Source organism: Flavonifractor sp. An92 (assembly GCF_002159175.1).
Classification (GTDB): domain Bacteria; phylum Bacillota; class Clostridia; order Oscillospirales; family Oscillospiraceae; genus Pseudoflavonifractor_A.
In genome coordinates, this window is sequence record NZ_NFGZ01000013.1 from 67,341 (window position 1) to 89,404 (window position 22,064).

Below are 22,064 nucleotides of genomic sequence, written 5' to 3' on the forward strand. Positions count from 1 at the left end.
AAAGAAATAGATTGTTTCGATAAACCGTTTTTGAGAAGCACCGTTATTTTTGTAGAATTTCCACAGACGCTTTTTTGGCGGGCGGTCCTTCTCTCAGATACGGAAACCCAGGGCTCCCACTTCCACAAGAGATCCGTTTTGACACAGATCATAAATAGGAGGCATTCGTATCATGGACAAGATTTATGACGTGATCGTTCTGGGCGCCGGTCCTGCCGGCCTGGCTGCCGGTCTGTACGCCGGCCGCAGCTGCCTGAGCACCCTGATCATCGAGAAGGGCAAGGACGGCGGCCAGATCGCCATCACCGACGAGATCGAGAACTACCCCGGCCAGATCGTGGAGGGCGAGAGCGGCCCCTCCCTCATCGCCCGTATGACCGAGCAGGCCAAGAAGTTCGGCGCTGAGCGCGCCACCGACACCATCATCAGCGTGGAGCTGCAGGGTGATGTAAAGGTGCTCAAGAGCGCCAAGAACGAGTACAAGGCCAAGGCTGTTATCATCGCCACCGGCGCGTTCCCCAAGCCCATCGGCTGTGAGAACGAGGCCAAGTTCATGGGTAAGGGCGTCTCCTTCTGTGCCACCTGCGACGCCAACTTCTTCGAGGACTTCGAGGTCTTCGTGGTGGGCGGCGGCGACTCTGCCGTGGAAGAGGCCATGTACCTGACCAAGTTTGCCCGCAAGGTTACCATCATCCATCGCCGCGACGAGCTGCGCGCCGCCAAGAGCATCCAGGAGAAGGCTTTCAAGAACCCGAAGCTCCACTTCATGTGGGATTCCGTGGTGCAGTCTCTGGACGGCGACGAGCTGCTGAGCAAAATGGTGGTGAAGAACGTCAAGACCGGCGAGCTGACCACCATCGAGGCCGATCCCGACGACGGCCTGTTCGGCGTGTTCGGCTTCATCGGCTACAACCCCAGATCCGAGCTGTTCGAGGGCATGCTGGATATGGACCATGGCTACATCAAGACCGACGATAACATGCACACCAACATCCCCGGTGTGTTCGCTGCCGGCGACATCCGCGTGAAGAGCCTGCGCCAGGTCGTCACCGCCGCCGCTGACGGCGCCATCGCCGCCATGCAGGCTGAGAAGTACATCAACGAGTAATCCGCACAGGCGGACCATAATAGGAAAAGGAGATTTTACCATGCTTGAACTGACGAAGGATACCTTTGAGGCTGAGGTTCTGAAGGCTGAGGGCAAGGTCCTGGTGGACTTTTACGGCGACGGCTGCGTGCCCTGCCAGGCTCTGATGCCCCACGTTCACGCTCTGGCCGATCAGTACGGCGACAAGATCAAGTTCTGCGCCCTGAACACCACCAAGGCCCGCCGCCTGGCCATCGCTCAGAAGGTTCTGGGCCTGCCCGTCATCGCCATCTACGAGAACGGCGCTCAGATCGCTTCCTGCGTGAAGGAAGAGGCCACTCCCGAGGCCGTCAAGGCCATGGTCGAGGCCAACATCTAATTTCCCCCTGTTAGTACGAGCGGCTTTCGCTCTGCTATAAAAATCTAAAAGGAAGGAGAGATTCACCATGGGAATGCTGGAAGGCAAGAAGGCTATTATCATTGGTGACCGCGACGGTATCCCCGGTCCTGCCATCGAAGAGTGCGTCAAGACCGCCGGTGCTGATGTCGTGTTCAGCTCCACTGAGTGCTTTGTGTGAACCAGCGCTGGTGCAATGGATCTGGAGAATCAGAAGCGGGTCAAGGACTTTGCTGAGGAATTCGGCCCCGAGAACATCGTTGTTGTTCTGGGCGCTTCCGAGGCGGAGGCCTCCGGTCTGGCGGCTGAGACCGTCACCGCAGGCGACCCCACTTTCGCCGGTCCGTTGACTGGAGTCTCGTTGGGACTCAAGGTTTATCACGTGTGCGAGCCCGAGATCAAGGACGAAGTTGATCCCGCCGTGTACGAGGAGCAGGTCAGCATGATGGAAATGGTCCTGGACGTGGATAGCATCATCGAAGAGATGAAGTCTATCCGTGATCAGTACTGCAAGTACTAATTGCGACCGAGACATAAAAGTGGTGGCTGGAACGCGGTGCGCTCTTGTCACCACTTTTGTGGATTCAAGCAAGTTTTTTTGATGTTTACACACTCCTTCCACCTTTAAGATTCGTGTACCGTACCACACTGTGGCATAACGATATAGTTATATGGAAAGGCGGTCATTCACATGAACAGTGTTGTCAAGGGAACCGGCTATATTCTGGTTCATACCCCCGACATGGTCATCCACAACGGCACCACCCAGACCACTGAGCGCGTGGTCAATCCCGACAGCGAGTACCTGAAGGAGCTGCCCAAGCACCTGCGCAGCTACGAGGACGTGCTGGCTTACTGGCCCAACCAGACCTACATCGGCAACTACACCCCCGCCCAGCTGGCGGAGCAGGGCTCCACTTGGGTGGACCTGAAGTGCCCCACCACCGACCGTCACGGCAAGTACGGCGAGATCATGCCCCAGGAGGAGTTCCTGCTCCTGATGCAGATCTGCGACTGCTTCGACGTCGTGAAGCTGGAGTCCTCCTTCGTGGCCGAGCACAAGGCCGCCATCGTGGAGCACCCCCTGTTCGACGAGACCATGACCGCCCGCCTGAACGACGGCGTGGACGCCGCTGAGATCGAGCACCTGGTCAACGAGGAGCACGCCGAGGGCCTGTATCATCACGACAAGCTGGTGGGCTGCGTCAAGCGCGCTCACGACATCGACGTGAACCTGTCCGCCCACGTCATGCACGAGAACCTGGTGTCCAAGGCCTCCAGCGTCCTGGCCCTGCTGCACGCTGTCAAGAACGCCGGCATCGACAAGTCCGAGGTCGAGTACGTCATCGACTGCTGCGAGGAGGCCTGCGGCGACATGAACCAGCGCGGCGGCGGCAACTTCGCCAAGGCTGCTGCTGAGATCGCCGGTCTGGTCAACGCCACCGGTTCCGACACCCGCGGCTTCTGCGCCGGCCCCGCTCACGCCATCGTGGAGGCTGCCTCCCTGGTCAAGGCCGGCACCTACAAGACCGTCGTGGTCACCGCTGGCGGCTGCACCGCCAAGCTGGGCATGAACGGTAAGGACCATGTCAAGAAGGACCTGCCCATCCTGGAGGACCTGCTGGGCGGCTTCGCCGTGGTCATCTCCCAGAACGACGGCGTGAACCCCGAGCTGGACCTGTCCATCCTGGGCCGCCACGTGGTGGGCACCGGCTCCGCTCCCCAGGCTGTTATCGGTTCCCTGGTCGCTGATCCTCTGGCCCGCGCTGGTCTGAAGATCACCGACATCGATAAGTTCTCCCCCGAGATGCAGAACCCCGACATCACCAAGCCCGCTGGCGCCGGCGACGTGCCTCTGGCCAACTACAAGATGATCGCCGCCATGGCCGTCAAGAACGGCGAGCTGGACAAGAAGGAGATGCCCTCCTTCCTGACCAAGCACGGCCTGGTCGGCTGGGCTCCCACCCAGGGCCACATCCCCTCCGGCGTGCCCTTCATCGGCCCCGCCCGCGACGAGATGCTGGCTGGCGAGCTGAACACCGCCATGATCATCGGCAAGGGCTCCCTGTTCCTGGGCCGTATGACCAACCTCTTTGACGGCGTGTCCTTCGTGATGCGCAAGAACAGCGGCGAAGTGGACGAGGGCGGCGTTTCCACCGAGAAGGTGAAGAAGCTCATCGCCGAGTCCTTCCGTCAGTTCGCGGCCACTCTGGCTGAGGACGAGGAGTAAGGAGGGAGACGCCATGGCTGACAAGACCAAAAAGCTGATTGCCGATACCTTCCTGGCCATTGCCGAGGGCCTGGAGACCGGCACCTTCGGCGCCAAGCCCAAGATCGCCGTCACCGCCATGGGCAGTGAGCACGGCGAAGAGACCGTGATGGAGGGCGCCGTCAAGGCCGCCCGCGCCGGCGCTGACGTGTACTTCATCGGCACCATCACCCACCCCGAGGTCACCACCGTGGCCGTGGCCGACGAGGACGAGGCCCACAAGAAGATGGAGGAGCTGCTGGAGACCGGCGCTGTGGACGGCGCTGTGACCATGCACTATCCGTTCCCCATCGGCGTGTCCACCGTGGGCCGCTCCGTCACCCCCGGCAAGGGCCATGAGATGTTCATCGCCAACACCACCGGCACCTCCTCCACCGACCGGATCGAAGGCATGATCAAGAATGCCATCTACGGCATCATCGCCGCCAAGGCCTGCGGCGTGGCCGACCCCACCGTGGGTATCCTGAACGTGGACGGCGCCCGTCAGGCTGAGGGCGCTCTGAAGACCCTGAAGGAGAACGGCTACCCCATCACCTTCGCCGAGTCCGCCCGTGCCGACGGCGGCTGCGTCATGCGCGGCAACGACGTGCTCATGGGCTCCGCCGACGTGATGGTCACCGACTCCCTCACCGGCAACATCCTGTCCAAGATGCTCTCCTCCGCCTGCACCGGCGGCAGCTACGAGGCCGTGGGCTACGGCTACGGCCCCGGCATCGGCAAGGGCTATGACCGTCTGGTCATGATTATCTCCCGCGCCTCCGGCGCCCCCGTTATCGCCGGCGCCATCAGCTACGCCGCTCAGCTGGTCCGCGGCAAGGTCTTTGAGGTTGCCGCCGCTGAGTTCGCCGCCGCCGAGAAGGCCGGTCTGGACAAGCTCCTGGCCGACCGCAAGGCCGCTGCCAACAAGTCCGCCGCTCCCGCGGAGGACGTGGTGGCTCCTCCCGCCGAGGTCGTCACCGCCCAGATCCCCGGCATCGAGGTCATGGACCTGGAGGACGCCGTGAAGGCTCTGTGGAAAGAGAAGATCTACGCCGAGGACGGCATGGGCTGCACCGGCCCCATCGTCCGGGTGTCCGAGGCCAACAAGCCTCGCGCTCTGGAGATCCTGAAGGCCGCCGGCTTCGTGTCCTAAGGCGACTATATTGACCCCCCGCGACCCCTATCCGACCCAACAGCGCGGCCCGCAGGCATTTGCCTGCGGGCCGCCTTTTTTTGCGCCCGTTTACGGAAAAACTACTTTGCAAAGAACAGGTAAAACCTAAGAAAAGATTCAGGAAATTGCCTTGAAGTGAGGAAATACCAGTGCTATACTCGCTGTGCAGTTGCAGAAATGTGCAATGAATCTGAGAAAAGAAGGAAGTAATCTGGACATGAACGTGAGCAAAAAAGTCCTGGCCGGTGTCCTGACCGGCTCTCTTCTGCTGAGCGCTGCGCCCATGGCGCTGGCCTCCCCCTACAACGACTCCAGCGTCACCGGCGGCAGCGAAGCCTGGAACGCCTGGGTCGCCCAGTGGGAGAATGTGGCTGCGGATTATACCAAGGTCTCCCTCACCCCCGGCGCGGACGAGACCGAGCTGAATTTCGCCTGGTACAGCAAGGTGGAGGACGGCAAGGCCGCCACCCCCGTGGTCCACTTCGGCACCGACAAGGCCAATCTCCAGACCTTCACCGGCACCGCTGACGCGGTGGACACTTCCCTCACCGACGGCGTGGCCTACCAGTACAACCACGTCACCGTCACCGGCCTCCAGGCCAACACCACCTACTACTACACCGTGGAGCGCAACGGCGTCCAGTCCGACGTGGTCACCTACCAGACCCAGGACTTCTCCACCCTGAAGATCCTCTACGTGGGCGATCCCCAGGTGGGCGCCTCCAAGGGTCAGATCCAGAACGGCGAGACCCTGACCGCTGACTCCGGTGCCGCCAACCTGGCCGCCCGCAACGACGCCTTTGCCTGGGACCGCACCCTGGACATCGCCACCGCCCAGAACCCCGACCTCAACTTCATCATCTCCGCCGGCGACCAGGTCAACAAGACCGGTAAGGCCAAGGAGGAGGAGTACGCCGGTTACCTGAGCGCCAGCGCTCTGGCCGGTCTGCCCGTGGCCACCACCATCGGCAACCACGACTCCCTGAACGCCGACTACATGTACCACTTCAACAACCCCAACGCCACCGCCTACGGCGAGACGGAGGCCGGCGGTGACTACTACTACTCCTACGGCGCGGGCCTGTTCATCGTCCTGAACACCAACAACTACAACGTGGCCGAGCACGAGAAGGCCATCCAGGAGGCCATTGCCTCTGACCCCGACGCCAAGTGGCGCATCGTCACCATCCACCAGGACATCTACGGCTCCGGCCTGGACCACTCCGATACCGACGGCATGATCCTGCGCACCCAGCTGACCCCCATCTTCGATGAGTACGACATCGACGTGGTGCTCCAGGGCCACGACCATACCTACAGCCGCACCAAGCTCCTCTACGGCGACGGCCAGACCCACGGCACCTACGAGTTCCGCCTGAACGCCGAGGGCACCGATTACGACTGGGACAACGCCTACAACACCCAGACCGACGAGAAGATCCCCCTGTACCCCGAGGAGGGCGACACCACCGGTACCGCCGCCCACGACGCCTTCCAGGCCGACAACGGCTGCTACACCATCGAGAGCACCAGCGGCAACACCGTCACCAACCCCAAGGGCATCCTCTACATGACCGCCAACTCGGCCTCCGGCTCCAAGTTCTATGAGCTCATCGCCGCCCAGCAGGACTACGTGGCCGAGCGCAGCCAGAACTGGCTGCCCAGCTACTCCGTCATCTCCCTGAGCGAGGATGCCTTCACCATCGACACCTACCAGATCACCGACGACGGCAAGGCGGAGAAGATCGACGAGACCTTCACCATCCGCAAGACCGCGGACGGCGTGTCCGCCGCCACCGTCCAGGCCGACGGCCAGACCTACTACCGCCTGCGCGACGTGGCCGCCTCCGTCTCCGGCGGCGAGAACCAGTTCGACGTGCAGTGGAACGGCGGCGTGGTCATCAACACCGGCAAGGCCTACACCGGCTCCGTGCCCACCGGCACCCCCGCTGCCGGCGCTGCCGCCAGCCTGAACCTGACCGTGGACGGCAAGGCCGTCTCCACCAACGCCGTGCTGGCCGAGGGCAACTACTACGTGCCCGCCTCCTTCCTGGCCACCCTGGGCGTGAACCTGTAAGCTTCCCAAACCTGAGTCGGCGGCCTCCGCGCCCAGTGCGCGGAGGCCGCTGCGCTGTGAGAACGGAGTTTTGCCATGAAACAGAGAACCTTTTCCCGCCTCTTCCTCCGCTGGGGAGTGCCGCTGGTGCTGCTGGCCGTCTTTCTGGCCTTTGTGGTGTCCATCAACCGGGTGGACAAGACGCCCCTGGTCTCCCGGGAGGGCCAGACCTTTGAGAAGGGTGTGGTCACCCAGATCCTGCAGGACAACCTTATGCCCGACGGCAGCCGGGTGGGCGAGCAGAAAGTGTTGGTGCGCATGACCACCGGCGTCCGGGCCGGGGAAGAGCTGGAGACCACCAGTTCCTCCGGCTACCTCTTCGGCGCGGGCTGCACTGTGGGCATGAAGGTGGTGGTCCTCCAGAGCGTGGCGGGGGACTCCACCATCACCAGCGTGTACAGCCAGGACCGGGAGGGGGTCCTCTACCTCTTCGCCGCCCTCTATCTGGCCGTGCTGGTGCTGGTGGGCGGCAAGCAGGGGCTCAAAGGCGCTCTGGGTCTGGCCTTCACCTTCCTGTGCATCCTCTTCTTCTACCTGCCCCTGGTGTACCGGGGCTACTCCCCCTTCTGGGTGTCGGTGGGGCTGTGTGTGGTGACCACGGTGGTGACCATGTACCTCATCGGCGGGCCCACCCGCAAGACCCTGGTGGCCACCGGCGGCACCGTGGCCGGAGTGGTCATCGCGGGAGTGGCGGCCACCTGCTTCAGCTGGGCCAGCGGCATCAGCGGCTGGAACGTGTCCGACATTGAGAGCCTGCTCACCCTCTGGAACGTCAGCGGCATCCAGGTGGGCGGTCTCCTGTTCTCGGGGCTCCTCATCTCCAGCCTGGGCGCGGTGATGGATGTGGCCATGTCCATCGGCAGCTCCATGGCGGAAATTTATCAGCAGAACCCCTCCCTCACCCGCCGGGAGCTCTTCAAGGCGGGGATGCACGTGGGGCGGGATATGATGGGCACCGACTCCAATACCCTCATCCTGGCCTTTGCAGGCGGCAGCGTGTCCATGCTGGTGCTGGACTACGCCTACGACCTGCCCTATCAGCAGATCATCAACTCCAACAACATCGGCATCGCGGTGATGCAGGGCCTCTCGGGGAGCTTTGGCATCGTCCTGAGCGTGCCGGTGACGGTGCTCCTGGCGGTGGCCCTCTACACCTGGAAGACCCCCAAAAAGCCCGCAGCGCCGGAAACGGCGGAGTAAACGCGGAGCGCCCCTTCCCATCGGGAAGGGGCGCTCTTTTGCGTTGACAGGGGAAAGCCCGCTTCGGCTTGACGGTCCGGAGATGGAATGGTAAGATACAGAAAAAATGGGATGTGATCGTATGGGCCGAAGGACGTGGACCGGCATCTTGGCGGCTCTGCTGCTCCTCACCGCGGGCTGTGCGGCGGGGAGCGCGCCGCTGTCCTATGGGGACGCCTTTTACAGCAGCCAGGGCAGCTATCAGACCGACTCCCTCCACTGTCCCAGCGGCCAGGGCGACACCCTGGAGGTCAGCTTTCGCAACGACGGGGAGCACACCTGCCAGGTGATCCTGTATCAGCAAGGGCTCTTTGGTACCCGGACGGAGCGGGACGCCATCACCGTGACGGCCGGTGCGGAGCGGGCCTTCTGCTATCCGGCGTCCGACGGCAAGACCTTTGTCGTCCGGGTGAACAGCCTCGACGGCGGCGAGGTGGAGGGCGGACTTTCCCTCAGCCAGAAACATACATAAAAACAGCGCCCCTTCCCAGTTGGGAAGGGGCGCTGTGTGCGCTTTGGATTAGACCTTCTGGGCCTTGATGAGGTTGGTGGTACCGCTCTGGCCGATGGGCACGCCGGCGGTGATGACCACGATGTCGTCCTTCTGGACCAGGCCCTCCTTGCGGGCCACGTCCACGGACATGGAGAACAGGCGGTCAGTGGAGTCCACGAAGCCGGACAGCAGGCTCTGGACACCCCAGCACAGGGCCAGCTTCCGACAGGTGCGGTCGTTCTGGCACACAGCCACGATGGGGCAGGCGGGGCGGTAGCTGGCCAGGATGCGGGCGGTGTAGCCGGACTGGGTGGGGGCGATGATGGCCCGGGCGCCCAGGTCCATGGCGGTCAGGCAGCTGGAGTGGGTCATGGCGTCGGTGATGGAGTCCACGCGGGTGTTGATGGTGCGCTGGGTGAAGCGCTTCCAGTAGTTGACGGAATTCTCAGCGGCGGTGGCGATGTCCACCATGGCCTTCAGGGCCTCCACGGGGTACTTGCCGGAGGCAGTCTCACCGGAGAGCATGATGCAGGAGGTGCCGTCGAACACGGCGTTGGCCACGTCGGAGACCTCGGCACGGGTGGGACGGGGGTTGCGCATCATGGAGTCCAGCATCTGGGTGGCGGTGACCACGTGCTTGCCCTTGTTGATGGCGGCCTTGATCATCTTCTTCTGGAGCACGGGCACCTCGTGGGCGGGGATCTCCACGCCCAGGTCGCCGCGGGCCACCATGATGCCGTCGGCGGCCTCGATGATGGCGTCCAGATTGTCCACGCCCTCGCGGTTCTCGATCTTGGCGATGATCTGGATGTGCTCGCCGCCGTACTCCTTCAGGCAGGCGCGGATGTCCTCCACGTCGCTGGCCTTCCGGATGAAGGAGGCGGCGACGAAGTCGAAGTCGTTGTCAGCGGCGAACTTCAGGTCGGACTTGTCCTTCTCGGTGAGGGAGGGCAGCAGGATGGACACATTGGGGATGTTGATGGACTTGTTGTTGGACAGAGGACCACCGTTCTCCACCTCGCAGCGGATGTTGCGGCCCTCGATCTCCATGACGCGCAGCTCGATCAGACCGTCGTCCACCAGGATGCGGCAGCCGGGGGCCACCTCGTTGTGCAGGTTGGCGTAGGTCACGGAGACCTGCTCCTGGGTGCCGGCCACGTCCTCGGTGGTCAGGGTGAAGGTCTGGCCCTTCTCCAGGGTGATGGGGCCCTCGGCGAAGGAGCGGATGCGGATCTCGGGGCCCTTGGTGTCCAGAATGGTGGCCACGGAGGCGCCCATCTGATCCCGGACGTTCTTCAGCATGGTCAGACGGGCCAGCTGCTCCTCATGGGTACCATGGGAAAAATTGAAGCGGGCGCCATTCATACCGTTCTCGATCAGCTGACGGATCATGTCCTCACTGTCAACGGCGGGGCCCAGCGTACAAATAATTTTCGTCTTTCTCACAGTCGTTTCCTCCCGAAACAGGAATTCCAATTAATTACATTTAAGAACCATTTTTATTATATAGCAAATCAAGGCCAGTGAAAACCGGCAAAAGTAACAAGAAAATAGGCGCAAAAGGGGCTGTCCCCCGAATTTGCGCCTAAAGTTCCGGCAAAATTACTATAAGAGCCTTATAATCCGAAACGGAACAGGTCCTGGGAATTCAAAGAGCTGACACAATAGAGCACAACGACCAGGTCCGGGTCCAGTTCTGACAGGGTTTCGGGCAGGTCGCCGGAGAAATAGCGCAGGTCGATGGTGGTCAGCTCCGAGCAGGACAGGGCCAGGAAGGGCGTCAGGGCGCAGGAGAAGGATTCCCGCAGCAGGACGACCTTCTTTCCGTCGGGATTGAGGTGGTTGACGATGGTGGCCTGGGGGTAGTCGCCGCCGGCGTAGAGGGTGAAGGGGTTGCCGTTGAAGTAGTCCTTCTCGGCCACCCGCTCCGGGAAGAGCAGGGACTCCTCAAAGGGGCCGGAGCGGTCGATGGCATAAAAGGGACAGGTGTAGGTAAAGTTTGTCTCAAACTTCGGAATATATTCCGTGATGTCGTCGGTCCCGGCGTAGAGGGTGCCTACCCGCTTGCCCTGGCTGCCCAGGAAATAGTCCTCATAGACCACCTTGTCGTAGTTGCTCTCGTCGGTGTAGGCGGGGTCGGTGGAGATGCCGTAGTCCTCCTCCAGGATGGTGGTCAGGTACTGCCAGGCGTAGAAGGCGGCCTCCGGCTTCCAGTGGTGGTCGGTGCGGAAGAACCAGGAGGCATAGTCCTCCGTCTCCTCAAAAAGGGGGCGCAGGTCCACCGTGTCGGTGCCGTGTTCCTCCAGGAGGGAGAGGAACCGGTCGGCGTTCTCGTTGTTGTAGTCGGTGAGGCCGGGGGGCAGCAGGTCCTTCCCCGCCTCCACCTTCTGGGGGGCGGCCACATAGAGGAGCGGGATGCCCTCCCCGGCCAGATGGTCCCCGAACTGGTTGAAGGTGTCGGCCAGACCGGTCATGTCGGCGGGGGTGGTGCTGAGGTAGGAGAAGTTCAGCGCGCCGTTGGAGAGCCGTACCACCTGGGCGGCCTGGTTCACGTCCTCCAGCACCCGGCGGCCGGTCAGGCGCTGGAAGCCGCCGTAGAGCTGGATAAAGCCGTGTTCCTGGTCCAGGTCCTCGTTGAGGGCGGTCTCGGCGCTCTCCACGAAGGTCAGGGCATAGGAGAGGTCCCGGCGGACCTTGCCCAGCTCCTTGCGCAGCTCGCTCTCCCCATTCAGGAACAGAAAGCCGATGTAGCACAGCCCCGCGGCCAGCAGGGCCAGGAAGAGGACGGCGGTAAAAGTCTCTTTGCGGTGTTTCATGACGTCCTCCTTAGAAGTTGGAATAGATGAAGGGGTTGTAGGTGCCCTTGACGATGAAGCTGGCGGACACGGCCAGCAGGGCCACCAGCAGCAGCGGATAGACCACGTCCCGCACCAGGGCGGGCACGCCGGTCCAGTTCTCCGCCTTGCGGCCCAGCCACGGGGCCACCGGCGCGGAGAAGAGGAGCGCCGCGGCCAGGATAGGCAGGTTGTCGGTGAGGAAGAGGGTGGCATACCCGTCCCATCCGCCGCCCGCGGGGGTGAACATGGCGGTGAGGTAGGGGATGGCCACGCTGAGGGACTCGGCCCGGAAGAGGACCCAGCCCAGATTCACCAGGAAGAAGGTGAAGAGCCATTTCAGCCCCTCCGGCCAGCCCCGGCCCAGGCCGCAGAACTTCTCCAGCGCCTGGAGGACAAAGTAGTACAGGCCCCACAGGATAAAGGTCCACGCCGCTCCGTGCCAGATGCCGGTGAGGAGCCACACCACGAAGAGGTTGCGGATGTGCTTCCAGCGCTTGTCCACCCGGCTGCCGCCCAGGGGGAAGTACACATAGTCCCGGAACCAGGTGGACAGGGAGATGTGCCACCGCCGCCAGAACTCGGTGACCGAGCGGGAGATGTAGGGGTAGTTGAAGTTTTCAAGGAAGTGGAAGCCGAACATGCGGCCCATGCCGATGGCCATGTCGGAGTAGCCAGAGAAGTCGTAGTAAATCTGCAGGGTGTAGCACAGCGCCCCCAGCCAGGCCATGCCGGTGGACAGGTCGCCCGCCGGGCGGCCGTAGGCGAAGTCGGCCACCACCGCCAGCTGGTTGGCCAGAATGACCTTTTTCCCCATGCCCACCAGGAAGCGGCACACGCCGGAGGAGAAGTCCGCCCAGTTTTCCCGGCGGGTGTCGATCTCCTCGGCCACCGTCTCATACTTGACGATGGGTCCGGCGATGAGCTGGGGGAAGAAGGAGATGTACAGACCCACCTTGAGGGGATTGCGCTGGACGCTCCCCCGGCCCCGGTTCACGTCCAGCACATAGCTCATGGCCTGGAAGGTGAAGAAGGAGATGCCCAGAGGCAGCTCGATCACCGGCACGGTGAGGGACAGACCCAGCCGTCCCAGCTCGGTGAGGACGAAGGTCAGGTATTTAAAGACGAACATGAGCCCCAGGTTGCACACCACCGACAGCACGATGGGGGCGCGGGTGGAACGGCCCCGCTCCTGGCAGGCACTCACCCACAGGCCGAAGCCGTAGTTGACCAGAATGGAGGCCATCATCACCAGCACGAACCAGGGCTCTCCCCAGGCGTAGAAGAAGAGGGAGCCCACCAGCAGCAGCAGGTTCTGCACCGGGCGGCTCCACCGGCCGAAGAGGCGGCAGGGGCCGTAGTACCCCAGCAGCATCAGCGGCAGGAAGAGGAAGAGAAAAATGGAACTGGAAAACAGCACGTTAAAACTCCTTTGCCGGCCCGTCAGGTGATGAGCCGCCCCACCAGGGGGATTTTGGATAACGGCCAGGCCACCAGCGCCGCGCACAGGAACACCCCCAGCGTGAGCAGCGGCACCGACAGCGCCGGTAGGAAGGAGAGGGTGGATACGCCGAAGTGGCGCAGCAGCATGATGAACAGGTCGTGACACAGGTAGATGCCGAAGGTAATGGCGGACAGCGCCGAGATCCACCGTCCGGAGCCCCGCAGGGGGAGCCGCCGGAAGAGGAGGAACACCGCCGCGGACATGAGGGCGATGTTGGGGGAGTTGTAGTTGTAGAAGGTGAAGCGGGCCCCCTGCATCTGGGAGAGCCAGGCGGTGCCCCACACCGTCCATACCGCACCCGCCGCCCCCAGGCCGTAGATGGTCAGCTCCGCCGGGAGGGAGAGGGTGCAGGTTTTCAGGCAGTAGCCCAGTACGTAGTAGCTGGCGTAGCTCAGCACGATGCGGATATCCAGCTGGGAGAGCCAGGAGGACACCGTCTTGCTGGGCCGCAGGGCCAGCGTGGTGGGCAGCACCATGGCCAGCACGAAGGCCAGGAGGAAGTACCACCCCAGCTCCTTCCCGGTGGCCCCCCGCACGAAGCCCCGCAGGATGGGGGTGACCAGGTACAGCCCGATCATCATGGGGAGGAACCACAGGTGGTAGTGGAGCTTGCCCCACACCAGCTCTTTCAGGCCGCCCACCAGGTCGGCCAGCGTGACAGTCCCCGTCTCCAGAAAGGCGCCGAACAGGGCGTACACCGCGCTCCACACCACCAGGGCGGCTACCAGACGCAGGGTCTGCCGGAACAGAAGGCTGTGGAGGGTCACCTCCCGCTTGGGGTCCAGCAAAAACATGCCGGAGAGCATGATGAACGCCGGCACCGACCAGTGGGCCAGACCGTCATAGAGATTCAGGGTGTTCCAGGCGGCGGAGCCCACCGCCGCCTCCGAGATCCAGCCCCCGGAGATGTGGATCATGATGACCGCGACGGTGGCGCACACCCGCAGCAGATCGGCGTAGAGAAGCCGCTCCCCGCTCTTGCCGGCCATGGCTCACTGCCCCCGCATCTGCTCGGACACCTTGCGCCCGAAGGGGGTGGCGGCAAGGCCACCCTCGCCGGTCTCCCGCAGGGCGGAGGGGAGGCTGGCGCCCACGGCGCCCATGGCGTCGATGACCTCGTCGCAGGGGATCTGGTTGATGAGCCCCGAGAGGGCCATCTGGGCGCACACCAGGGCGTTGGAGGCCCCCATCACGTTGCGCTTCACGCAGGGCACCTCCACAAGACCGGCCACCGGGTCGCACACCAGACCCAGGATGTTGGAGAGGGCCATGGCGCAGGCGTGGGCCATCTGCCGGGGGGAGCCGCCCATGAGGAAGGTGATGGCGGCGGCGGCCATGCCGGAGGCCGAGCCGATCTCGGCCTGACAGCCGCCCTCCGCGCCGGAGATGGAGGCCCGGGCGGCGATGACCTGCCCAAAGCCGGCTGAGATATAGAGGGCCTGGATCATCTGCTCCTCGGAGAAGTGGTAGCGCCGCTGCATGGGCAGCAGCACCGCCGGCAGCACGCCGCAGGCGCCTGCCGTGGGGGCGGCCACGATGCGGCGCATACAGGCGTTGCACTCGCCCATCTTGAGGGCGGTGGTGATGATGTCCTGGAGGAAGGGGCCGCACAGGCTGGCCTCGTCCTCGGCCATCCGGCCGCCCTCGCCGCCCACCAGGCCGCTGGCCGAGCGGCGGGCGGGGTCATAGTCGGCCTCGGCGGCCTGCATGGCGTGCCAGAGGCCGGTCATCTTCTTCCACGAGGCCTCCCGCTCCACGCTGCGGTCGGCCATATCGTCCTCCAGAATGACCTCCCAGAGGGGCTTGTCTCCCGCCTCGGCGGCGTGGAGCAGAGATTCTACGGATGTGAACATTTATTTGCCTCCTCCCAGATCCATGTACGTCACGCTCAGAATGCCGTCCACCTGGCGGATGCGCTCGATGGTGGACGGGCTGATGGTCTCGTCGCTCTCGATGACCATGAGGGCCTCGCCGCCCTTGGCATCCCGGTAGAGCTGCATGGAGGCGATGTTCACGTTGTTGTCCGACAGGGCGTTGGCCATGGCGGCCACCTCGCCCACCCGGTCCTCGTTGCGGATGACCAGGGTGTTCTTCTCGCCCGTGAAGGCGGCGGGGAGCCCGTCCACCGAGGTGACCTTCACCCGGCCGCCGCCCAGGGAGGCGGCCACGATGGTGATGCGCTTGAGGTTTTTGTCCATGGCCCGGATCTGCACCGAGTTGGGGTGGGCGTCCTTCAGCACGCCGTTGCGGAACTGGAAGGTGAGGCCCGCCTCCTCGGCCAGGGCAAAGCTCTGGGGGATGCGGGGGTCGTCGGGCTCCATGCCCAGGAGGCCCGCGATGAGGGCCCGGTCCGTGCCGTGGCCCCGGCCGGTGGCGGCGAAGGAGCCGTGGAGGGTGAGCTCCGCCCCGATGGGCTGGCTGCCCAGCAGCCGCCGGGTGATGAGCCCGATGCGCACCGCGCCGGCGGTGTGGGAGGAGGAGGGGCCCACCATGATGGGGCCCATGATGTCAAAGAGGGTCATGATATGGCGTCCTTTCTCATGGATTGGGGGCGGTATACACCGTCTCCCCGTCTCGGATGGTCTCCAGGACCCGGATGGTCCGCAGGGTTTGGGTCGATACCGCCGTGGGATCGGCGGACAGAATCACAAAGTCGGCCCGCTTGCCGGGGGCGATGCTCCCCCGCTCCCCTTCCAGGCCGTACTGGGCGGCGGCGTGGAGGGTGACGGCCTTCAGGGCCTCCAGCGGGGTCACCGCCTCGGCGGGGTCCAGCTGCACCCCGTTCCGGGTGACGCGGCACACGGCGCACCACACGCTCTCCACCATGTCCGGCGGAATCACCGGGGAGTCCTGGTGGAGGGTGAAGGGGAAGGCCAGGCGCTGGGCGGTGCCCAGGGGGCTGATGCCGCTCCCCCGCTCCGGCCCGAAGTTTTTCAAATGGATGTCTCCCCAGTACCAGGTGTGGGCGGCAAAGAAGGATGGGATCACCCCCAGCCGGGCGGCCCGGCGGAGCTGGTCCTTCCCCACCAGCTGGGCGTGGATCATCACCGGGCGGATGGTGGCAATGGGCCGGCCCACCTTCTCCTGGGCCCGCTCACAGGCGTTCAGGAGCTGCTCTGCCGCCGCGTCGCCGTTGCAGTGGACCAGGATCTGACGGTTTTCCTGCAGGGCCTGTTCCACCCAGGCGTCCACCTCCCCGTCGGTGTGGACGGGGTAGCCCCGGTAGTCTCCGGCATTCTCATAGGGCTGGCGCATCCAGGCCGTTTTCCCCTGGGGGGAGCCGTCCAGGAAGAGTTTATAGCCGCACACCCGGTACCGGCCTACGCCAGGCTTATGGGCAAGCTCGGGGGATTTCTGGAGGTCCGCGTAGCCTACCACGTCCACCAGAAGACCGTTTTCCCGGGCCAGGGTGCGCAGGAGGGCGTCCTGCCCCGGGCCGGTGACGCCGTCCTGGACCAGGGTGATGCCCCGGGAGAGGTACACTTCCTGGGCCTTGCGGAGCTGCTCCAGAGCTTGCTCCGGCGTGGCGGTGGGGAGGGCGGCACTCACCTGGAGAAAGGCGGCCTCCTCCAGATAGCCGGTGAGCTGTCCATGTTCGTCCCGCCCCAGGCGGCCCCCGGCGGGGTCGGGAGTCTCCGCCGTAAGGCCCAACTTCTCGAGCCCCAGGGTGTTCATTACACCCATGTGGCCCGAGGCGTGGGTGATGAGGGCGGGGCAATCGGGGAGGACCCGGTCCAGGTCCTGCCGGGTGGGGTGCTTTTCACCGGGGAATACGTTGTGGTCGTAGCCGAAGCCGATGACCCACTCCCCTGCCGGGATGTCATGTTCCCGCCGGAAGGCGGCCAGGAGCTCCGCCGCCTCCGCCGGGGAGGCGGCCGCCCCCAGCTGGCACAGCCCCAGGGTGGCGGCCACGGCGGTGATGTGGCTGTGGCTGTCCACAAAGGCGGGCAGGAGGGCGCGGCCCTCCAGATCCCGCTCCGCCGCGCCGGGGGCAAGAGTGCGCAGGTCATCGAGGTCCCCCACCGCCGCGATACGGTCCCCCCGCACCAGCACGGCCTGAGGGGCGCTCCCCTCTTCCATGGTCAGAATGGGTCCTCCGAAATAGATCGTTTCAGTGTGCTTCATCGTCATTCGCCTTTCGGTTGATAAATTCCGGTCGGAACTTACTATATACGATTTTCTGCTCGCTATACAGCCCTTGATAGCCGGAGAGCATGTAGGACACGGCGATGCACACCGCGAAGAGGCACAGGCTCTGGCCGGTGTGCATCCCCAGGCTCCCGCCGCCGAAGAGCTCCAGCGCCATGAGGAGGGAGGTCATGGGGCAGTTGGTGACGCCGCAAAAGACGCTCACCATGCCCAGCCCCGCCCCGAAGGAGGGGTCCAACCCCAGCAAGGGCGCGGCGGTGCAGCCGAAGGTGGCCCCGGTGAAGAACACGGGGACGATCTCGCCGCCCTTGAAGCCCGCCCCCAGGGTGATGGCGGTAAAGAGGATTTTCAGCAAAAACGCCTCCGGCCGGGCCTCTCCGGCGATGGCGGAGGCAATCACTTCCTCGCCCGCGCCGTTGTAGTCAAAGGTAAAGGGGGCCCACAGCCACACCACCCCGGTAAGGACCAGCACCAGCGCGCCGCCCGCGGCGCTGCGGGCCAGCGGGTGGGGAAGAAAGCGGTCATAGAGGTGGCTGGCCAGGTGCATCCCGTGGCAGAACAGCACCGACAGCAGGGCGAAGAGCACCCCCATGGCGATGACCTGGGCCAAACTCACGGGGGACAGATTGGGCACCCCCGTCAGAGCGAAGGCGGTGGCGGGGACGGAGAAGCACTGGGCCACCCACAGGCCCACGATGGCGGCGATGGCGCAGGGGACGATGGCGGCGTAGTACATGACGCCCACGCTCACCACCTCCATGGCAAAGACGGCGGCGGTGAGGGGCGTGCCGAACAGGGCGGCGAAGGCGGCCGACATGCCGCACATGGTGATGACCCGGCTGTCCTTGTCGTCCAGACGCATCCAGCGGCCGATTTTGGAGGAGATGGAGCCGCCGATCTGCAAGATGGCGCCCTCCCGGCCGGAGGAGCCGCCCACCAGATGGGTGAGGATGGTGGAGAGAAAGACCAGCGGCGCGGTGCGCAGGCGCAGCGGGGCGTTTTCCCGCACGGCGATGAGCACGAAATTGGTGCCCCGGTCCTTCTCCATACCGCACGCCCGGTACAGAAGCACGATGCCCATACCCCCCAGAGGGAGGAGGAGCATCAGCCAGGGACAGGTATGCCGGGCCAGGGTGGCGTAGTGGAAGGCGTAGTAAAAGGCGGTGCTCACCCCGCCCACCACGATGCCGATGCCGGCGGCAAAGAAAAGCCATTTGAGAAAAATACCCGGCTCGGTGAGCCGTGCCAAAACGGTGTGCCGTGTCTGTTCCAACGGTGATGCCCCTTTCTCAGCCCCAGCGCGGCGCTCTTGGGGCCATTATAGCATAGTTGGAGCCGTTCCAAAAGATTTTTCCGGAACCGGTGAAAAACAGACGGCAGTATGCTATACTAAAATTTAATGGCTCCTGGAGTAAAGGAGCGATCTTAAGGGGGAATTGGCCTTGCTGCCGACCATAGGAAGCATTCTGATCTTGGCACTGGTGGTGGACATGCTCTTTGCCGCCTGCGCCGTGGCGCTGGAGGAGGTGAGCCTCCCGTCCCTCCGCCGTCAGGCCGGAGAGGGCGAGGAAAAGGCCGTCCGGGCCGCCCGGTGCCTCCGGCATCCCGCCGCGTTCCTGCGGGGGGTGGCCCTGTGGCGGCTGCTGTGCTGCGCGGCGGAGGCGGTGTGCCTGTGGCTGGGGGCGGAGCAGCTGCTCCCGGCGCTCCCGTGGCGCTGCGGGGCGCTGGCGGGGTGTCTGGCGGTCCTCTATGTGCTGACCTGGCTCATCCCCCGGCGGCTGGCCCTCAACGCCCCGCTGCCCACCCTGGCCGCCCTGGCCCCGGTGCTGCTGCCCCTGGTGACGGTGGTGCGGCCCATCACGGGGAGCCTCGCTTTTGTGGTGCGGCAGGCCCTGCGGCTCTTCCACATCGACCCGGACCTGGAGCGGGAGGAGGTCTCCGAGGAGGAGATCCGCCTGATGATGGACCTGGGCGAGGAGCGGGGCGCCATCGACGCCGGGGAAAAAGAGATGATCGAGAACGTCTTTGACTTCAAGGACCTGACCGCCGGGGATGTGATGGTACACCGCACGGATATGGTGATGCTGTGGGTGGGGGCCCAGGACGATGAGATCCTGCGCACCATTGAGGAAACGGGACTCTCCCGCTTCCCGGTGTACGACAAGGACGCCGACGACGTCATCGGCATCCTCTCCACCCGCACCTACTTCCTCAACGCCCGGCGGGAGGAGCCCCGCCCCCTGCGGGAGCTGCTGCGCACGCCCTATTTTATCCCCGAGTCGGTGACCGCGGTAAAGCTCTTCCGGGACATGCAGAGCATGAAGGTCCACATGGCCATCGTGGTGGACGAGTACGGCGGTACGGCAGGTCTGGTGACCATGGAGGACCTGCTGGAGGAGATCGTGGGCAATATCTATGACGAATTTGACCCCCAGGACGAGCAGGAGATCATCCGTCTGGGGGAGAACCAGTGGCGGGTGGCCGGCTCGGCGGAGCTGGAGGAGCTGGCCGAGGCGCTGGAGATCGACTTCCCCGACGACGAGGAGGCCGAGACCCTGGGTGGCTTGGTCTTTGCCCAGCTCTCGGTGATCCCGGAGGACGGCAGCCGCCCGCTGGTGGAAGTCTACGGCCTGCGCATTCAGGTGGAGTCCCTGCGGGAGCGCCGGGTGGAGTGGGCCCTGGTGTCCCGCCTGCCCCGGCCGGACGCCGAGGACGAAGAACGTACGTAAGACAGAAACCGAGCCCCGGGCCAGATGGCCCGGGGCTCGGTGGTTTTTGGGGAAGACCTCAGCGGTCCCACTTGTCGATGAGGGCTTTGAGCTGGTCGGCGAACTTGGCCAGGTCCTTGTTGGCGCCGCCCCGGTTGTGGGCGATGACCTCCAGCAGCCGCCGGCCGTTCTCCTCCAGGCGCTTGTAGGCCGGGGAGGCCGAGTCGGCCACCCGGGTGGGCTTGGACTCCAGCACGATGCCGGGGGCCACGATGCGCCCGGCCAGCAGGTCGTAGACCTCCTCATAGTTGGCCGAGTGGGCGGAGAAGCCCCGCTCCCGCAGGGTCTGGGCGTAGATCTCGGTGACCTCCTTCTCGCCGTGGACCACAAAGACCTCCTTGGGCTTGGAGGTGAAGGCGCTGATCCACCGCAGCAGGCCGTCCCGGTCGGCGTGGGAGGAGAGGCCGTGGAAGTTGACGATGCGGGCCTGGACGGCGATCTCCTCGCCGAAGAGCTTGACCGATTTCACCCCGTCCAGCAGCCGCCGGCCCAAAGTGCCCTCGCCCTGGTAGCCCACAAAGACCACGGTACACTCCTTCCGCCACAGGTTGTGCTTCAGGTGGTGGCGGATGCGTCCGGCGTCACACATGCCGGAGGCGGAGATGATGACCTTGGGGGAGGGGTCCAGGTTCAGGTTTTTGGACTCCTCGCTGGTCTCGGTGATGTTGAGGCCGGGGAAGCGGAACAGGGCGCCGCCCTTCAGCGCCTCGATGGCCTCCTCGTCCAGGTAGCCGTGCAGGTCCCCGGAGAAGATGCGGGTGGCCTCGCCCGCCAGGGGGGAGTCCACATAGACCTGGAAGTTGGGCACCGAGCGGACCATGCCCTCCTCCTTCATCTCCCGCATGAAGTACAAAAGCTCCTGGGTGCGCCCCACGGCGAAGGAGGGGATCACCACGTTGCCGCCCTGGCCCAGCGTCTCGTCGATGATGGCGGCCAGGTCTGCGGTGTAGTCCGGGGCCTCGCTCACATCGTGGTTCCGGTCGCCGTAGGTGGACTCGGTGAGGACGTAATCGGCCTCCTGGATGTACTGGGGGTCCCGGATGATGGGCTGGTCCCGGTTGCCGATGTCGCCGGAAAAGACGATCTTCCGGGTCTCGTCCCCCTCGGTGAGCCACACCTCCGCGCTGGCCGAGCCCAGCAGGTGGCCCGCGTCGGTGAAGCGCACCTTCACCCCCGGCTCGATCTCCAGGATGTCGCCGTACTCGCAGGTGACCAGGTGCTTCACCGCCTCCTCGGCGTCCGCCACGGTGTACAGGGGCTCCACCGGCTCCCGGCCGGCGCGCTTGCCCTTCTGGTTCTGCCACTGGGCGTCGCTCTCCTGGATGTGGGCGGAGTCCCGCAGCATGATGGACAGGAGCTGTCCCGTCAGGCGGGTGCAGTAGATGTTGCCCTCAAACCCCTGCTTGACCAGCAGGGGGATGCGGCCGGAGTGGTCGATGTGGGCGTGGGTGACGATGACGGCGTCGATGTACCCGGCGTTGAAGTCCAGTTCCCGGTTGTCCCGCTCATCCCGGCCCTGCTGGAGTCCGCAGTCCACCAGGATCTTCTTGCCGTTGCACTCCATGCAGTGGCAACTGCCGGTGACGGCCTTGGCCGCTCCGAAAAAGGTCAGCCTCATAGGGCACCTCCTTGTCTATTTTATACAAGGCCATTGTACTTCCTTCCCGTTGGATTGTCAATTCTCCCCGCGGACGGCCTCCTCCAGCCTCCGGGTGAGGGCCCGGTAGGAGGGGCAGGAGACCCGCCGCCCCACGGCCCGGGAGAGGGCCTCGTTCCACGCCCAGAGGGGGTAGCGCTCCAGCTCCACCACCGTCAGGAGGGTGTAGAGCCACAGGGGCTCGGCCCGGCCCCCCAGCCGCTCCAGCCGCGCCAGCACCGGATTCTCCAACGCCATCACCTCGGGGCATCCTATGCCGCCGGCCGCTTTATTGATAAAATCAATATTTGGGCGAACTATATCGAAAAATACGAATTGAATTCGAAAATTACAAATTGACAGCCCTTCTGTGAGATTTTTATAATAGAAAGGCCGGACCGGCGAAGCCGGTCCGGCGC

At 64.4% G+C, this 22,064-nt stretch carries 19 protein-coding genes; 9 read left to right on the plus strand and 10 right to left on the minus strand.

The window, feature by feature from the left end:
* Window positions 1–172: 172 nt before the first annotated feature.
* The 8 genes from trxB (at window position 173) to B5G43_RS10400 (ending at window position 8,733) form a co-directional block, all read left to right on the plus strand.
* A complete protein-coding gene (gene trxB / locus B5G43_RS10365; RefSeq protein ID WP_087260968.1) occupies window positions 173–1,108 on the plus strand; it encodes a thioredoxin-disulfide reductase in 936 nt (311 codons plus the stop codon).
* 40 nt (window positions 1,109–1,148) lie between these two features.
* A complete protein-coding gene (locus B5G43_RS10370; protein ID WP_087260970.1) occupies window positions 1,149–1,466 on the plus strand; it encodes a thioredoxin domain-containing protein in 318 nt (105 codons plus the stop codon).
* A gap of 67 nt (window positions 1,467–1,533) precedes the next feature.
* Window positions 1,534–2,004, plus strand: coding sequence for a glycine/sarcosine/betaine reductase complex selenoprotein A (gene grdA / locus B5G43_RS10375; protein WP_087260972.1), 471 nt, complete (start codon window positions 1,534–1,536; stop codon window positions 2,002–2,004).
* A 171-nt stretch (window positions 2,005–2,175) separates the two neighbouring features.
* Window positions 2,176–3,714: a glycine/sarcosine/betaine reductase complex component C subunit beta gene (gene grdC / locus B5G43_RS10380; RefSeq protein ID WP_087260974.1), complete on the plus strand. Its 1,539-nt coding sequence runs from the start codon at window positions 2,176–2,178 to the stop codon at window positions 3,712–3,714.
* 13 nt (window positions 3,715–3,727) lie between these two features.
* Window positions 3,728–4,885 carry a glycine/sarcosine/betaine reductase complex component C subunit alpha gene (gene grdD, locus B5G43_RS10385; protein WP_087260976.1) on the plus strand — a complete coding sequence of 386 codons (1,158 nt, stop codon included), beginning with the start codon at window positions 3,728–3,730 and terminating at the stop codon, window positions 4,883–4,885.
* Between the two features lie 238 nt (window positions 4,886–5,123).
* Window positions 5,124–6,983: a metallophosphoesterase family protein gene (locus B5G43_RS10390; protein ID WP_087260977.1), complete on the plus strand. Its 1,860-nt coding sequence runs from the start codon at window positions 5,124–5,126 to the stop codon at window positions 6,981–6,983.
* 75 nt (window positions 6,984–7,058) lie between these two features.
* On the plus strand, window positions 7,059–8,222 hold the full coding sequence (locus tag B5G43_RS10395; protein ID WP_087260979.1) for a YibE/F family protein: 1,164 nt from the start codon (window positions 7,059–7,061) through the stop codon (window positions 8,220–8,222).
* Window positions 8,223–8,343: 121 nt separating this feature from the next.
* Window positions 8,344–8,733 carry a hypothetical protein gene (locus B5G43_RS10400; RefSeq protein ID WP_087260980.1) on the plus strand — a complete coding sequence of 130 codons (390 nt, stop codon included), beginning with the start codon at window positions 8,344–8,346 and terminating at the stop codon, window positions 8,731–8,733.
* A 48-nt stretch (window positions 8,734–8,781) separates the two neighbouring features.
* On the opposite strand, the gene pyk is transcribed toward B5G43_RS10400, so the two are convergent.
* The 8 genes from pyk to B5G43_RS10440 all read right to left on the minus strand — a co-directional run bounded on the left by pyk (window position 8,782) and on the right by B5G43_RS10440 (window position 18,514).
* On the minus strand, window positions 8,782–10,200 hold the full coding sequence (gene pyk / locus B5G43_RS10405) for a pyruvate kinase (protein WP_087260982.1): 1,419 nt from the start codon (window positions 10,198–10,200) through the stop codon (window positions 8,782–8,784).
* Window positions 10,201–10,370: 170 nt separating this feature from the next.
* On the minus strand, window positions 10,371–11,570 hold the full coding sequence (locus tag B5G43_RS10410) for a DHHW family protein (protein ID WP_087260984.1): 1,200 nt from the start codon (window positions 11,568–11,570) through the stop codon (window positions 10,371–10,373).
* A 10-nt stretch (window positions 11,571–11,580) separates the two neighbouring features.
* On the minus strand, window positions 11,581–13,008 hold the full coding sequence (locus B5G43_RS10415; RefSeq protein WP_087260985.1) for an MBOAT family protein: 1,428 nt from the start codon (window positions 13,006–13,008) through the stop codon (window positions 11,581–11,583).
* 23 nt (window positions 13,009–13,031) lie between these two features.
* Window positions 13,032–14,081 carry an acyltransferase family protein gene (locus B5G43_RS10420; RefSeq protein WP_087260987.1) on the minus strand — a complete coding sequence of 350 codons (1,050 nt, stop codon included), beginning with the start codon at window positions 14,079–14,081 and terminating at the stop codon, window positions 13,032–13,034.
* 3 nt (window positions 14,082–14,084) lie between these two features.
* The gene (gene sdaAA, locus B5G43_RS10425; protein ID WP_087260989.1) at window positions 14,085–14,945 is read right to left on the minus strand and encodes an L-serine ammonia-lyase, iron-sulfur-dependent, subunit alpha; all 861 of its coding nucleotides are present in this window, start codon (window positions 14,943–14,945) and stop codon (window positions 14,085–14,087) included.
* On the minus strand, window positions 14,946–15,614 hold the full coding sequence (sdaAB, locus tag B5G43_RS10430; protein ID WP_087260991.1) for an L-serine ammonia-lyase, iron-sulfur-dependent subunit beta: 669 nt from the start codon (window positions 15,612–15,614) through the stop codon (window positions 14,946–14,948).
* Window positions 15,615–15,630: 16 nt separating this feature from the next.
* A complete protein-coding gene (locus tag B5G43_RS10435) occupies window positions 15,631–17,217 on the minus strand; it encodes an amidohydrolase (RefSeq protein ID WP_087260993.1) in 1,587 nt (528 codons plus the stop codon).
* Entirely contained in the window at window positions 17,204–18,514 is a 1,311-nt protein-coding gene (locus tag B5G43_RS10440) for a chloride channel protein (protein ID WP_087260995.1), read from the minus strand. The genes B5G43_RS10435 and B5G43_RS10440 overlap by 14 nt, the downstream gene beginning before the upstream one ends.
* Before the next feature lie 169 nt (window positions 18,515–18,683).
* Between B5G43_RS10440 and B5G43_RS10445 the strand changes: the two genes are divergently transcribed.
* Window positions 18,684–19,970 carry a hemolysin family protein gene (locus B5G43_RS10445; protein ID WP_242960531.1) on the plus strand — a complete coding sequence of 429 codons (1,287 nt, stop codon included), beginning with the start codon at window positions 18,684–18,686 and terminating at the stop codon, window positions 19,968–19,970.
* Window positions 19,971–20,028: 58 nt separating this feature from the next.
* Here B5G43_RS10445 and B5G43_RS10450 read toward each other — a convergent pair whose 3' ends face one another.
* Window positions 20,029–21,627, minus strand: a complete 1,599-nt coding sequence (locus B5G43_RS10450) for an MBL fold metallo-hydrolase (protein WP_087260998.1) — start codon at window positions 21,625–21,627, stop codon at window positions 20,029–20,031.
* A 57-nt stretch (window positions 21,628–21,684) separates the two neighbouring features.
* Window positions 21,685–21,903 (minus strand): hypothetical protein, encoded by a 219-nt coding sequence (locus B5G43_RS10455; RefSeq protein WP_242960532.1) that lies wholly within the window; start codon window positions 21,901–21,903, stop codon window positions 21,685–21,687.
* Window positions 21,904–22,064: the final 161 nt, after the last annotated feature.